Genomic DNA, 14680 nt, shown 5'->3' with positions numbered 1-14680 from the left:
TCCATTGCTGTCCACGACTCCCACTCCAGCGAAAGCAAGCCTCCGCGGAGTCTATCCCTCCGTCAGCGAATGATGATTCATTATCAATTCCGCATTACCGCTTTATCGATGCCACGTTAGCGGTACCGGATAGTAACTAAAGTCCAAACAACTAACACTTAAGGGTCATTGAGAACCGCTGGATTCGTGACAGTATCAATCACATCATCACGCATTAAGCCTTCGCTACAGAGCGAGGGTAACCCGCCCTAACCTCTCAAGGAGAATTACCAATGAAGAATTACAAACAGATTTTTGCCAACCTTCTGAACGACGAGTCAGGTCAGGATCTCGTCGAATACGCGCTCGTCGTGGCGATGGTTGCCGGCATTGCCCTCACAGCTTCTGGCAGCCTTTCGACCATTATCACCGGTGCCATTACCTCCGTCGGAGGCAAGATCACCGCCGCCATCGGCTCCTAACCAGACGCCAGCCTAGCTATCGTTACTTTTCTCTCTGGCAGCGCAGGAACCAGCTAAGACCGATCATCCTCGCTGCCAGACTTTTAACCGTGTTTGATGCGCACGCATGACCGGTGCGCATCTTTACCTTACTTGGATCTCCAATGTTCGGATTAACGACAGATTTCGTGTACCCGGCTGCTGCCCTCCTCTGCGCCATCATCGGCGCGGTGTACGACGTGCGGAGCCGCCGGGTGCCGAATCTGCTAACGCTGCCAGCCATCGTCTTCGGCCTTCTATTGCATCTCGCGCTGGGCGGGTGGCGACAACTGGGCTCGGCTCTTGCTGCCGGCCTGATCTGCGGTTTCATCTTTCTTTTACTCAACATCGCGGGTGGTATGGGCGGTGGCGACGTCAAGCTCATCACGGCGGTTGGCTGCATTGCCGGGCTGCCCCGTACCGGCTATTTACTTATTTTGACCGCGCTTGCCGGCGGAGTGATGGCGCTGGGGCTCGTGCTCTACCGTGGCCGCGTCAAGGAAACCGTATCCAATATAGGCGCGCTTGCGGCCCACCATCGACACGAGGGGCTTGCGCCGCATCCGGAACTGAATATCGCGAACAATCAGACGCTTCGTCTCCCTTATGCCCTGGCCATTGCCGTGGGCTGCGCTCTCATGTTTTTTGTCCTGACGGTGCAAAGGTGAAGAAGTGATCGCACGCCGCCTTACCATAGCTCTGATCGCCGCATTGATGGTGTCCGGTCTGTTTACTTTCTGGCTGAGCAAAAAGGTGGCCAAATCGCACCCTGCCGTGCAGGTGCAGAACCGCTATGCTGCTGCCGCTCACCCCTTGGACGCCGGCGCGGTGCTTAAACGTGAGGACATTTCGCTGGTTGACTGGCCAAAATCGATACCGCTCCAAGGCGCCTTCATGAAGCCGGAAGACATCATTGGACGAGCCGTACTGTATCCGTTAGCTGCAGGAGAGCCGATTCTGGACAGGCAATTGAGTGCAGCCGGATCGGGTGTAGGATTGACCGGAAAAATTCCGGAAGGCATGCGAGCTATCGCGCTTAAGTCTGATGAAGTGGTGGGTGTTGCGGGCTTTCTACTCCCCGGCACCCATGTTGACGTACTGGTGACCTTTCGCGATAACGATCGGCCGGGGCCGGTTACGGCCACGGCACTTCAGGATGTGGAGGTGCTCGCTGCGGGACACCAATACCAGCCTGATCCGGCAGGCAAGCCAACCACCGTGGATGTAGTCACCCTGCTGCTGAAGCCGGAAGACGCCGCGAAAGCGGTGCTGGCAAGCAGCCAGGGCACCGTCCATTTCGTGCTCCGCAACGGAGCAGACCACCAGCAGGCCGATACGCCACCGGTGACACTCCCGCAACTGATGGCCGGACAGCCTACGAAAACGACTGTAATCTCTAGGCGTCCTGCACAGCCCGCGCATAAACCTTGGGTTGTAGAGACCCTCTTGGGCCAGAAACCGCAGACGGATAGTTTCAATTGAGCAGCCTGATGACACATGGAAGAGAAAAATTCTTGAAGAATCTGCGTCGCGCCATCATGCTGTTCGGCTATACCGCAACAACACTTGCGTGCGCGGCAGCGCAAACGTTCGTCAGAGCAATACCAGCCCAGGCATCCAGGGTCGCGACTGCTCCTCTGGCGGTCGCGGGATCAATGAGTCGCGCAGAGGCGGTGGGCAATCCGTTGCACCTCCTCGTGGGAAGGTCGATGTTTGTCAACACGAAGGCACGACTTCGCCGAATCTATGTCAGCAATCCCGCAGTGCTCGACTCGTTTACCGCTAGCCCGACTCAGATCGTAATTACAGCCAAGACGGCGGGCATCAGCAGCCTGGTTCTCTGGAATGAGACCGGAGAATCGCAGGCGTATCTCGTCTCAGCGGATGTCGATGTAGATGGCCTGCGCAAATCTCTGAAAGAAGCACTCCCTTACGAGAGCATCAGGGCGGAGGGAAACGAAGATCAGGTTTCGCTCGCCGGTACGGTCTCCGACACTGCAGCCGCAGATACGGCTCTGAAGCTGGCCGCGCTTTATTCAAAAAATGTCGCCGATTCACTTGTGCTCGCTCCACAGCACGCAAAGCAGGTCAGACTGAAGGTACGAATTGTTGAGATCGACAGGTCAAAGGCAGACCAGGCAGGATTCAACTTCTTCAGCGTTGGAAAGAACACCAGCAATTTCACTACGGGACAGTTCCCTGCCGTTACGACGAATCAAAATCAGAGTTCATCGAGCAGCAGCAGTTCGTCGAGCGCGGGTTCCACGGCAGCATCTCTTCTTGCGCTCAGCGATCCGCTCAATTTGCTTTTCTATAACAGCAGCCTGAATGTAGGCGCGGTCGTTAAAGACCTGGAAAATAAGCAGATTCTGCAAATACTGGCGGAGCCGACCATTACCACTGTGAGCGGGCAAAAGGCCTCCTTTCTCTCCGGCGGCGAATTTCCGTTCCCCGTTATACAGGGAGGAACAGGCGGCTTTACCTCGGTGACGATTCAGTTTCGCCCCTATGGAGTCAAACTTGACTTCACTCCAGTTGTCACTCCGGAAGGCACTATTCAACTCAAGGTGACGCCAGAGGTCAGCGCGCTCGATTACAGCAACGCTGTAACCATCTCCGGTTATACGATCCCTGCGCTCTCAACACGGCGCGCCGATACTCAGGTGGAGTTGAAGGACGGCCAGAGCTTTGCGATCTCCGGATTGCTAGACCACCGGACGACAGATCTGCTGTCAAAAACGCCGGGCATCGGTGACATCCCGGTCCTGGGAACTCTGTTCAAGTCGAAGAGCATCAACCATTCCGTAGTGGAACTGGTTGTGATCGTAACGCCAAGCATCGTCGATCCTCTCACCGATTCCACTTCTCCTGCAGAGCCACATCTAGCCATTCCCACCATGACACCGCAAGCGTTCGACAAAACCGTGAGCAAGAGAGTTCAACCGTGATTCAGGCAGTCAACAACTCGCAAGCTCTGAATGTGGCGATGCTGACCGTCTGCGTCGATCGCGACCTGACGGACAAGCTTCTGCAACCGACCGCTCATATGCCGTGGAAAGTGGCCCCGGCGGAGTCTGAGGAATACATGTCCCCGCTCCGGCGGACTCAGTTCTCGATTGATGTGAAGAATGCGGACGCGATCATCGCCGTAGTGGACTTCGATCAGGATGCTGAACTTGCCCTGGAGACGACCGCTTATCTGCATCAACTCTTTTTTGGAAAGATCGCCGTCATTGCTCTCTCCTCTCTGGCAGACAGCGAACTTCTGCTGCGGGCCATGCGCTCAGGCTGCAACGAATTTCTAAAGAAGCCGTTTGATCCCATTCCGTTTGCCAAAACGCTGGATCGCCTCGAGCAGCAATGGTCGAACAATATGGGTCGAGCGCGCAACACTGGGCAAATCCTGTCTTTCTTCGGCGCCAAAGGCGGTGTGGGAACAACGACAGTGGCCGTGCAACTCGCGACTTTCCTGGTTCGCTGCCACAAGAAAAAGGTCCTGCTCATCGACAATCATCAGGAGTTGGGCCATGTCTGCCTCTATTTAGGGCTGGATGGGAACCGTTATCACTTCCACGAACTGCTCCGGAATGTCGACCGTCTTGACTCTGACCTTCTACGCGGATTTATAGCGACTCACCAAAGCGGTCTCGATGTGCTCTCCTCCCCAGACTCCCACGATGCTCTGCGGAACATCGATCCCGACGCTATTGAACGGACGCTCGAGTTTCTTCGGGGCGAATACGATTACGTCCTCCTCGATTGCGAAACATCTTTCGCCGAAACCAATCTCGCAGTCATGGACCGCTCCGATCAGATTTATCTGATTGCGACCCCCGAGATCGGTGCGATCCGCGATCTCTCGAGATATATCGACGGCCTGATCCAGAATGAGCACACCACCGTCAAGGTTCACGTTGTCATCAATCGCTTCTCCTCGCGCGACGCCGTGGGAATTGAACAGATTGAAAAGGCAATCCGGCTGCCGGTAGAAGTCAGAATCTGCAATAGCTATGCCGAGTGTGTGCGCGCGATCAACGTAGGCGAGCCGATCGGACCGGAGCGCAAATCGGAATTTTCACTGCAGTTCACAAAGTGGTCCAACATGCTGGTGGGTGCAAATAGCACGGAACTCGCACCTCCAGCGAAGAAACGCTTTGCTCTGTGGTAAGCGAAATGGGTTTGAGCAGGAAGAGGAATCTTTATGGCTGACAGCAGTCTCAACATCATGCCGCTCCGGGTCATCGGGCCGACCCTGCGCAACGGAAACGGAAACGCCAGAGCGTCCCAGGGAAAAGAGCAGCAAGGACTGAAATCGATAATCCATCAAGAGCTCATCAAGCGTCTCGACCTGGAGAAGCTTGGCGCGATTCAGGAAACCCGCGCCGGCCAGCAACAGCTGTTTTCGTTGATCCAGCAGATCATCGGCGAACAGAGCATTCCGCTGAGTTCGTCTGAACGCGACCGGCTGGCCCAGGAGGTACTCGATGAGGTCTTTGGACTCGGGCCGCTCGAACCGCTGCTTCAGGACGACACCATCAGCGACATTCTGGTGAATACCTACAACCACGTTTACGTGGAACGCCGTGGCGTACTGCAACACACGAATGTGACGTTCAAGGACAATCGCCACCTCATGCAGATCATCGATAAAATCGTCTCTGGCGTGGGCAGACGCGTCGATGAATCATCCCCCATGGTGGACGCGCGCCTGAAAGATGGCTCCCGCGTCAACGCCATCATCCCGCCGCTGGCGGTAGATGGTCCGATCCTTTCCATTCGCCGTTTTGGCTCGACGCCGATGGCCGCCGAGGATCTAGTGAGGAACAAGGCACTCACGCAGCCGATGCTTGAACTACTGGGCGCAGCGGTTAAAGCGCGGCTTAATGTCATTGTCTGCGGCGGCACTGGCGCCGGTAAAACGACGCTTCTCAATGTCCTCTCGGGATATATCTCAGCGAACGAGAGAATTGTGACCATCGAAGACTCCGCCGAGCTGCAACTGAAACAGGACCACGTGGTGCGGCTGGAATGCCGTCCTCCGAATGTGGAAGGCAAAGGAGCGGTGAAACAGCGAGAACTGGTCATCAATGCACTGCGAATGCGTCCCGATCGCATCGTCCTCGGCGAGGTTCGAGGCGAGGAAGCGCTCGACATGTTGCAGGCCATGAATACCGGTCATGACGGATCGATTACAACCATCCATGCCAATACCCCAAGAGATGGATTGGCACGTCTTGAAACAATGTGCATGATGGGAGACATGAGGTTACCGGAAAAAGCCATTCGCATGCAGATCTCTTCGGCAATCGACCTGATTGTGCAGGCGGCGCGCATGAGCGACGGCAGCCGGCGCATTACCCATATTTCGGAGCTCACCGGCGCCTACAGCGATGTGATCAGCATGCAGGATTTATTTGTGTTTGAGAAAGAGGGCCTCGGGCCAAACGGCAAGGTCAAAGGCAGATTCCGCTCGACCGGTATTATGCCGAAGTTCGGAGAGCGGCTCAAAGCGGCGGGGATTCCGCTTCCGGCGGGCATGATGGACCACTCGGTGGAAGTGTAGCGGTGACAAACTTATGATCCTTCTTGTTCTTGGATTCAGTACGATTTTGATTGTCACGTTCAGCCTGGTAGCTCTCGCCACCGGCCCGACGCAACTGGACAAAACTGTTCAGCAGCGGCTGGCTGCAATCAAAGCTGGAGACATGCAGTCGGATGGATCCTTTGAAGGCCTGCAACTGCTCAAGATAAGCCGGACAAGCCAATTCGGCTGGCTCGAAGCCATTCTCGAAAAGTACGGAATTTCGCAGAAGCTTCAAACACGCATTGCACAGAGCGCCAGTTCCACCACCGTATCGAATCTGGTTCTCTTAAGTCTGGCACTCGCTGCCGCAGGATTCTTTGTTAGTTTTCTCGTCGCGCCTATGCTTCCCCTGGAGTTGGGCGCAGCGTTCATCCTTAGCTGCATTCCATATATCTTTATTTCATGGAAGCGGTCAAAGAGGATTCAAGCATTCAATGCCGCCCTGCCAGGCGCTGTTGACATGATGGGCCGCGCTCTCCGTGCCGGGCATTCGATGGCCGCTGCGATCGAAATGGTTTCACAGGATGCGGTTGAACCGGCCGCATTCGAATTCCGTGAAGTCTTCAAACAGCAGAATTTTGGCCTGCCGCTTCGCGACGCTCTGTTGCAGATGCTCGACCGCGTCCCATCGCAGGACTTACGCGTTCTGGTGACCGCGATCCTCGTGCAGCGAGACACCGGCGGCAATCTGGTAGAGATCCTCGATCGCACGGTCTTCATCATCCGCGAACGACTGCGCATTCACGGAGAGATCCGCATTCAAACAGCACAGGGCCGCATGACGGGGTGGATCCTCAGCGCACTGCCTATCCTCATGCTGCTTCTTACCAACGCCGTCAACCCAGGGTATTCGAGTGTTCTCATGACCGATCCCGGCGGCCGAAAGATGATCTATGCCGCGGTGGTTCTGATTGTTCTGGGTTCCGTCATCATTCATCGCATCGTCAATGGAATTGAGGTCTAGAAAACTCAATATGGACCTGATCTTCTACATCGCGCTCTCCCTGACCTTTTTCTGCGTCATCGCCCTGCTGGTCGCTCCGATTCTGCTGCGGCCCTCGCGCGGAGCACGACACATTCTTGAAATCGTGCAGAGCAACCGGCCGGACGAAAGAAAGATAGGCACCAAAGAACGGGCACAGGAGAAAGTTTTATTAGTTGCGAGGGCGTTCCGTGCGCGCGTGGGCATGGCCGAGGACGAAAAGCTCAAACAACGATTTCTAAGCGCCGGGTTGCGGAGCGGCGGTGGCATGGATCTCTACTTCACCGCCCGCTTTCTCTGTCCCCTGGCGGGCATTGTCTGCGGCAGCTTCAATCATGGCAATACGTTGATGTGGTGCCTTTGTCTTGGCGTCATCGGTTACATGATCCCGGACTTCTGGCTGGGCCATCTCGGCAAAGGGAGGCAAAAGCGTATTCAGAAAAGCATTCCCGATGCCATCGATCTGATGGTCATCTGTGTCGATGCCGGCCTCGGACTGGATCAGGCGCTGCTGCGTGTAGGACAGGAACTAGCTATCAGCCATCCCGAACTCAATGAGGAGTTCATGCAGATCAACCTTGAGCAGCGAGCGGGCAAGCCTCGTCTGGAAGCTTGGCAGAGCATGGCCGACCGTACAAAAATTCCCGAGTTCGCAGAGCTTGTGAATATGTTGATTCAGACGGACCGTTTCGGAACTCCGATTATTCGAGCCCTGAGCCGCTTCGCTGAAGAAATCCGCACAAGGCGGCGACAACGCGCGGAAGAGGCCGCCGCCAAAACCAAAATCAAAATTTTATTTCCTCTCGTGCTTTTTATCTTCCCTTGCATCTTCATTGTTTTACTTGGCCCTGCAATTCTTAACCTTGCAAAGAACCTGAGTGCATTGAAGTAAGGGAGCCGATAGGAGATATGGAATTGACTGTCTGCAGATAAGCAGTTCTGCACATTCAGTCCTGAACGATGGGTGTGCGCCTGGTAAGGCGACGCATACGGAAAGGAGAAATGGACATGGATACAGCAATCATCATTCGAGTTATTGCGGGCGTGCTAACCGTGGTTGTTCTCGGCATCATCATCTACCGCCGAAAGAAAACCGCCTAGGCTCAGTAAAAATTTGCCGCATAAAATTTCTGGTCAATACACCTCTATCTAAAAAGGGAGAAATAAATATGGATACATCAATCATTATTCGGGTGGTTGCGGGCGTACTAACCGCCGTTGTTCTTGGCGTCATCATCTACCGCAGAAAGAAAACCGCTTAGGCCCGTAAAGTTACAGCACAAAACTTCTGATCAATCGACATCTGTCGGAAAGGAGAAATAAATATGGATACAACAATCATCATCCGGGCGATTGCAGGCATGCTCACAGTCGTTGTCCTTGGCGTCATCATCTATCGCAGAAAGAAAGCTGTCTAAGTTATGGACGTCGGCAAAAATATGAAGTACTTAACCGTCAGTAACACCGGGAAGGCCGTAACGATCGGCACGCGAATTGTTCTTGCGAATACATTCTCCACACGATTGTTCGGCCTTCTCGGTAAAAGGCGGCTCGATGCCGGATGCGGTTTGCTCATTCGGCCTTCGTCGGGTGTCCACACCTTAGGGATGCTATTTGCTATTGATGTCGTAGCGCTGAGTAAAGATCTGCGCGTGCTCAAGGTTTGGCCTCGGCTGGCTCCGTTTCGCGTTACGAGTGTGAGCCTTAAAACTCATAGCGTGCTGGAGCTAGCCGCGGGTCAAATCGAACAATGCAGAATCGAGCCCGGCGATCAGTTGACCCTGACAGACTCACAATAAAATCCTTGAGCGGGTCACGAACAACTCCTTCGCCGGGTTTATGGCTCGTTAGTCTTCGCCTAATTTGCTGACTGAAGTTTCTGGGGCAAGTTGGTATTTAGCGATTTTTGCCTTTGTAGTGGCGTCTTCTAACTTGGCTTTCAGACTAAGCAGAAGCTCCTGCTGGCTGGGAGTGCGCGTCAGCTTGAGCAGACAGGGCAATTGGCACCACCAGAGCAGTTCTTCTTGCGATTCCTGGACGAAGTATTGTTTGCCTCCATCATCATGCAGACCAATGAGCCAGCGGAAATCCGGGTCTTTCCATAACTTCGGAGGGAAGCCGAATATTGTTTCCAGCTCTTGATCGTCTGGAGGCACAACACCTGGGAGCTGCTGCTCCGTACTGTTGCAACCGGACAAAAATAGCAGACGAATCCGAGCTGCCGCACGCCAACTGTCTTCTGTTTTAAGACCCAAGGCAGCAAAAGCCCTGGCGAAGACGTCGCGCAAACGGAGCTTCTCAAAAAGCGCGAGCGCCGCTTCGTCTGTCTGATCGGCATCCACCGTTTGCGCCAAGCCTTCAAGAAGAAGGTAGGCCAGTGGAAGTCCCCACACCTTGGTATTCACCACGCCAGCGCCGGTCCCTGGCAGCACAGTCCGGATTGGAGCAGGCCCTTCGAAAGAAAATCCCGCTGCAAGCTGCGGCAGCTTTATGAGCGACCGTATCTGTTGTTCAAGACGATGGGCGATCATTCCATTCCTAAGTCCAGCCTGGCCTTGCGCGGTCAGGCCAACCTTCGCGAGATATATCTTGCGGGCTTCGTCAATAACTTGAACGGCGGAGTGGAGCAATGGTTGGAGCAACTCCTCCTCGTCCGCAGCCGGTTCGGGTTTCGGACGATTTTTCGGCTTGCGAGGTTTTGCAAGGATGGCCGCCTCGTCCGCAGCCGCCGCCAGTCTCCCCATCATCTCTGGCGCAAGAAGCTCAAGAATGGCTTCGTGGAGAGGCACAAGTTTGAGGCCTAACAGAGCTTCATCCAGGCTCTCTACGCCTGCGCCGTGAAGCGCATCGTGAAGACGATCCCAGGGATGTTCGGCATCAGCAGTCAGTTCGCGCCAATTCAGAAGAACGGTGTGCTGATAGGCTTCGAGGTCGATGTGGAATCCGGAGGAAGTCAGATCACTGGCGCGGCGCAAATATTCCAACCCATTCGTTATATTTCGATAGGCGATCAAAATCGAGCCGTCTGCCGGCAACCCGAGGCCCTCTTGCAGGCTGCGCTGGCGTAGCATACCGGTGGCCTTATCCTGGTACGCCACGGAGTTGTGAACGGTGCCGCGAGTCGATGCGAACTTGTTGTGATAAATGATCAGTGCGCGTTCGTTACCCCGTCGATTCGAGTAGGCGAAGACGTTCTCATCGACGGTTCCGTCATCTTTCCAGAGGTCGTAGAGCAGGAAGTTGTCGCTCTCGGCAAACAGTGCCCGGTTGTGCAGAAGGGGGGCGATCTCCCGCTGATGGCGATCCACTAGCCACGTGTTCGGGCTTTCGTCATAGCGGGGCCGGAAGTATTCCATGCCATATTTTTCTGTAAGACCTTGCACCTGACCGTGTCCAAACATAGGAAGGCCGGGCAAGGTCGCCATCATCGTCGTTACTCCGAAATACTTGTCGTCGCTGCCGAACTGGTCGATCGCCGTGCGTTCATCCGGGTTGCTCATGAAGTTGACATAGCGCTTCATGATTCCCGGATCGAATTCCAATGTGCTCTTCAGCACCTGCCGGTACTTCGCGTTCTCTTCATCGCGCATCATGTTCATGAAGGCGCTGTTATAGACGCGGTGCATTCCCAGAGTGCGCACAAAATAGCCTTCCATCAGCCAGAAGGCTTCGGCCAGCAGCAGCGTACCGGGAACCTCCGTCGCCACACGGTCCACGACCTCGCGCCAGAATTCCTCAGGAATGGCAGCATCGAATTCAGCGGTAGTCATACCGCATTCGGCACGCGACGGAATGGCTCCTGCACTGCCGGGTGAGGGAAACCAGAGCCGTTGGATATGGCGCTTGGCCAGAGTCATCGCAGCGTCGAAGCGGATGATGGGGAAAAGACGCGCAACATGCAGGATCGTTTGAATCACCTGCTCGCGCACCGCGGCACTCAGATAGTTCAACTGCGCAGTGTCATTCCAGGGAAAGCTGGTGCCATCGTTACCGTGGTAGACGTACCGGATATCTCCGGTCCAGTTATCCCGGCGGCGAAAGACGACTGCTGCGTCGGTCTGTTCGTAATAATGGTCTTCGATCTTGATTTCAACTCGGTGATCTCCCGAGAGGTTGGGTCCGCTGAATTGATATGCAGGGTAAGGGCAGTCAGGCCGCGAGAGAAACCACTCGGGGTGATCGATGACCCAGCTCGAATCAATGCCCATGTGATTTGGAACCATGTCGCTGGCAAGGCGAATGCCCCGAGCAAACGCCCGGTCGCGTAGATTCGTATAGGCAGCCTCCCCACCGAGTTCGGCAGCTATGGTGTAGTCATACAGCGAATAAGCCGAAGCGACCGCTTCTCCATTGCCGCAGTACCGTTTGATAATCCGCGACGCGCGACTGCGCTCCCAGATTCCGATCAGCCAGAGAGCATTCATACCCTGGCGCGCAAGCGAATCCAGTTCCTCATCCGGTATCTCGTTGAGCCGATGAACTGGACGGCCATATTGCTTCGAAAGCTGCGCCAGCCACACGTAGGTACTCTTGGCAACCATCACCGTGTTCGGCATCCAATCCTTGTCCGGGCTGAACTTTTCATATTCTTCCTGGCTACTGGCGAACTGAGGCACCTCCGAGTGCTGGTCCTGGTGAAAATGCGCGTGCCCTTTCTGGCGCATTCCGGCATCTGGCGAAGGGGGATGGAAACGCATCCAGATGGCAACTTCTTCTTCGCGCAGAATGTCTTCGGCCAGGATCACGTCCCGTAGAGTTTCGCCAAGATAAGTAACCCACTGGCCGCGAATAAACTCAAGCTGCCCGCTCAGAGATTGCGGAGCAGCCAGAACTGGAGCGCGCAGCATGTCGAAGAGGTTCGGCAAGCCGGGCCCAAGGGAGGGCTTACTTCCAAAATAATCGCGGAAACCCTCTACCACCTTGGGATAGACAGTTGCTGCCGCGAGATCGGAGTCGTCAAACAGTTCCTGGAAGGGCTCGAACGCCGGGTTGGCATTCGCAGTCCAGAGCAAAAGAAGCTCTTCCAGTGCAGCAGCACGGTGCTCAATGCCATCGGTCGCCCCGCGAAGCCACTGGGCGGGCTCCTGTTCGCCCACATAAACCGAGGTGGAAGGAAATTTGGTGACGAAAGCAAGCAGCAGATTATCTAGCGACGCTTGCCCAACCCGATCTCCGAACCAGGCTAGCGCCTCGGTAATGACGTTTGGATCGACATGTTTGCGGTAGTGCGCAATCAGAGCATGGCTGGCTTCATCGATCAATCCCATCGCGTAGAGCGCGCCGGGGTTGATGTAACCTGCCGGGTCCGCTTGAGTGCCACGTACTTCGTTCATGCGGTGCGCTAATTCCCTGCTGCCGGCGAGATTAGCGAATATAGCATTCCCACTGAACGAGAAAAGTACTTCCTTCACCTTGTAGCGGTCGCGAGAGTCACGCGAAATGTGAAATTCCATCATTGGCCTATCGTCCATTCTGGTTACTTGCCCAGTCTTTACTATCTGACAAACAAATGCGTCGTCATCATTGAATTGTGAGTCTACAGGGAAGTCCCTACGGCATTTAGCATCGCCTTCTCTTGCATGTTGAACTCCTCAAAGGGATTCCGAGTGCAGTCGCGCGGACTACATTCACGAAAGCTCGAATGTTGGACAAAAAGAACCAGCTTGCATGTCAGATGACCTGCCATGGTCTGTTGGATGTCCCGGCGCCCCATAGTACCAACTCCCGGCTTATATAGCCCGCCAAACAACCACTGGTCGCCTTTACCTTTTAATTGCCGGGCAAGACATTCATGGCAGCAGTTCCTTATAATGTCGCCTAGACGACGAACCGCAGGTATTACGGTCCGCCAACTGAGCTTAGTTTTTAAGCCCGTTAACCAAAGCGGCCTGGTCTGCACGAACCGATCCGGTAGCCGGAGTACTCGAACGAGGAAAGGCTCTACTATTAAAGTCCATCTTGTTAATCCCAGCGACAATTCATTTGGTACCGCGGTTATCACGCCAAGGTGGCTGTTTGTCCTGGCAGCAGCCACCCCGTCCAGCGCCGGAGACCCCATTCTCGTCGATGAGTCCCTGGAGCAGATTGTGCCAGAGTCCATCTCCCCAGGCGACATCGTCGGTATCAGCGTCCACACCGGCAACGCCCTGCGTGGATACGAAGTTGGACGCATGGCCCGAGCGCGGGGCGCATGGGTCGTTTACGGCGGCATTCATGCGACACTCTTTCCCGAGGAATCCTTTGAACGCGGCGAGGCTCACTCTGTCGTCAAAGGCGACGGCGACCTCATCTGGGCCAAGGTCGTCACCGATTGTCTCGCAGGCAAGCCCGGCAGAATCTACGACGGAGGCCGTCTCGAAGGCAGCGAGTTTATTCCCGCGCGTTGGGACTTGATGCCGCGCGATAAGTATATGTGGGCCTCGGTCCAGACGACCCGCGGATGCCCAAAGCATTGCTCCTTCTGTAGCGTCTGGCGCACCGACGGACAGAAGCCGCGCCAGCGCCAGTTCCAGAAAGTCATCGACGAGATCGTCGCCCTGCGGCGCATTGGCTTTCGCTTCATCGCTCTCGCCGACGACAACTTCTACCCAGTGACCCTCACCGATCTCCGCTTAGCTCGCGAGCAGAACAACACCGCCCGCCTTGAAGAACTCACCAGCATTCGCGCAGAGCGCTTCCGCCTCATGGAAGAATTGGCCAAGCTGCCCAAGGATATGGTCTTCTTCACCCAGATCACGATGGAAGCAGGCGAAGACGGCGAGTATCTCGACGCCATGCGCAAGGCCAACATCAAGGGCGCGCTAGTCGGCGTGGAAGCCGTAACCCCCGAGGGCCTGAAAGCGGTCTTCAAGGACTTCAACTACTCTGGCGAAGCGCTGGCAAAACAGTTACAGACATTCAAACAGCACGGCGTCCATGTGCTCGGCTCATTTATCTTCGGTCTGCCAACCGACAAGCCCGCAACCTTCGACGCAACTGTGGAGATGGCCTTGAAGGCTGGCGTAACCTTCGCCCAGTTCGTCATGATGACGCCATTCCCCGGCACAGTGGACTTCCTTCGCTGGGAAAAGGAACAGGCAGAGCATCCCACGCTGGTCGGCGACGTCCCGATCACGCGCTACTGGCTCATTCCCATAGCGGTACGCCCCAAGATGTTCACGCCGCATCCATCCATGAGTTCGGAAGAAATTCGAGAGCGGACTCAAAAGGTCTGGGACCGGTTTTACAACTGGAGCGCCATCTGGCAAAGGTCCGCCTGCACACCGACCTTGCGCGCAAGAGTCGCGTTTATGTTTCTGTCGAAGCTCTACCGGCAGATGTATGCGGGCACTGGAATCTCCACCGACAGCGCACGCCGCAAGAAGTCAAAAAGGTGGGCGCGCTGGACCGCCGGACAATGCAGAAAGCTCTTTCAGGCCAAGCCCATGCCGGAGCTACAATCACCAATCTGGGATCTGGAGTTTTCATCTAACAGTCCCCGCCCCGCCTTCCTCAACGTCGAGCACGCGAGCCAGTCAGGCCCATTCGCCATGCTCCCATAGAGACCACAAATCCGGATGCCCCATGTCCTCTTCCGGGGACATGGGGCTCAACCAGCCGGCCAGCACAAAATCACGCACCCAATCCTGTGCATTT

The 14680-nt window shown here is 55.4% G+C and carries 11 protein-coding genes; 10 read left to right on the top strand and 1 reads right to left on the bottom strand.

From position 1 onward, the window contains the following. Nucleotides 1-272 precede the first annotated feature (272 nt). The 9 genes from P4G45_RS07950 (at nucleotide 273) to P4G45_RS07910 (ending at nucleotide 8844) form a co-directional block, all read left to right on the top strand. Nucleotides 273-461 (top strand): Flp family type IVb pilin, encoded by a 189-nt coding sequence (locus P4G45_RS07950; protein WP_348269136.1) that lies wholly within the window; start codon nucleotides 273-275, stop codon nucleotides 459-461. Between the two features lie 143 nt (nucleotides 462-604). After that, a complete protein-coding gene (locus tag P4G45_RS07945; protein WP_348269135.1) occupies nucleotides 605-1147 on the top strand; it encodes a prepilin peptidase in 543 nt (180 codons plus the stop codon). Nucleotides 1148-1151: 4 nt separating this feature from the next. Next, nucleotides 1152-1961: a Flp pilus assembly protein CpaB gene (gene cpaB, locus P4G45_RS07940; protein ID WP_348269134.1), complete on the top strand. Its 810-nt coding sequence runs from the start codon at nucleotides 1152-1154 to the stop codon at nucleotides 1959-1961. Nucleotides 1962-1993: 32 nt separating this feature from the next. After that, nucleotides 1994-3427: a type II and III secretion system protein family protein gene (locus P4G45_RS07935; protein ID WP_348269133.1), complete on the top strand. Its 1434-nt coding sequence runs from the start codon at nucleotides 1994-1996 to the stop codon at nucleotides 3425-3427. Then, nucleotides 3424-4647 carry an AAA family ATPase gene (locus tag P4G45_RS07930; RefSeq protein WP_348269132.1) on the top strand — a complete coding sequence of 408 codons (1224 nt, stop codon included), beginning with the start codon at nucleotides 3424-3426 and terminating at the stop codon, nucleotides 4645-4647. Before P4G45_RS07935 ends, P4G45_RS07930 begins: the two co-directional genes overlap by 4 nt. 33 nt (nucleotides 4648-4680) lie before the next feature. Beyond that, the gene (locus P4G45_RS07925; protein ID WP_348269131.1) at nucleotides 4681-6042 is read left to right on the top strand and encodes a CpaF family protein; all 1362 of its coding nucleotides are present in this window, start codon (nucleotides 4681-4683) and stop codon (nucleotides 6040-6042) included. A gap of 13 nt (nucleotides 6043-6055) precedes the next feature. Further along, nucleotides 6056-7027, top strand: a complete 972-nt coding sequence (locus P4G45_RS07920; RefSeq protein ID WP_348269130.1) for a type II secretion system F family protein — start codon at nucleotides 6056-6058, stop codon at nucleotides 7025-7027. Between the two features lie 10 nt (nucleotides 7028-7037). Next, a complete protein-coding gene (locus tag P4G45_RS07915; protein ID WP_348269129.1) occupies nucleotides 7038-7937 on the top strand; it encodes a type II secretion system F family protein in 900 nt (299 codons plus the stop codon). 529 nt (nucleotides 7938-8466) lie between these two features. Then, on the top strand, nucleotides 8467-8844 hold the full coding sequence (locus P4G45_RS07910; protein WP_348269128.1) for a DUF192 domain-containing protein: 378 nt from the start codon (nucleotides 8467-8469) through the stop codon (nucleotides 8842-8844). Nucleotides 8845-8892: 48 nt separating this feature from the next. On the opposite strand, the gene P4G45_RS07905 is transcribed toward P4G45_RS07910, so the two are convergent. Then, on the bottom strand, nucleotides 8893-12378 hold the full coding sequence (locus tag P4G45_RS07905; RefSeq protein WP_348269127.1) for an alpha-amylase family glycosyl hydrolase: 3486 nt from the start codon (nucleotides 12376-12378) through the stop codon (nucleotides 8893-8895). Nucleotides 12379-13131: 753 nt separating this feature from the next. Between P4G45_RS07905 and P4G45_RS07900 the strand changes: the two genes are divergently transcribed. Further along, complete coding sequence (locus P4G45_RS07900; protein WP_348269126.1) at nucleotides 13132-14586, top strand: radical SAM protein; 1455 nt, start codon at nucleotides 13132-13134, stop codon at nucleotides 14584-14586. Nucleotides 14587-14680 lie beyond the last annotated feature (94 nt).

Origin of the sequence: Edaphobacter paludis, from assembly GCF_039993895.1 — a bacterium.
Classification (GTDB): domain Bacteria; phylum Acidobacteriota; class Terriglobia; order Terriglobales; family Acidobacteriaceae; genus Edaphobacter; species Edaphobacter paludis.
The sequence above is the reverse complement of the archived record's forward strand: the minus strand, read 5'-3'. Positions and strand labels throughout refer to the sequence as shown.

Coding starts and splice junctions, on each gene's coding strand:
- P4G45_RS07920 (WP_348269130.1), top strand. CDS start 6,056: ATGATCCTTCTTGTTCTTGGATTCAGTACGATTTTGATTGTCACGTTC.
- P4G45_RS07950 (WP_348269136.1), top strand. CDS start 273: ATGAAGAATTACAAACAGATTTTTGCCAACCTTCTGAACGACGAGTCA.
- P4G45_RS07915 (WP_348269129.1), top strand. CDS start 7,038: ATGGACCTGATCTTCTACATCGCGCTCTCCCTGACCTTTTTCTGCGTC.
- P4G45_RS07945 (WP_348269135.1), top strand. CDS start 605: ATGTTCGGATTAACGACAGATTTCGTGTACCCGGCTGCTGCCCTCCTC.
- P4G45_RS07925 (WP_348269131.1), top strand. CDS start 4,681: ATGGCTGACAGCAGTCTCAACATCATGCCGCTCCGGGTCATCGGGCCG.
- P4G45_RS07905 (WP_348269127.1), bottom strand. CDS start 12,378: ATGAACGAAGTACGTGGCACTCAAGCGGACCCGGCAGGTTACATCAAC.
- P4G45_RS07910 (WP_348269128.1), top strand. CDS start 8,467: ATGGACGTCGGCAAAAATATGAAGTACTTAACCGTCAGTAACACCGGG.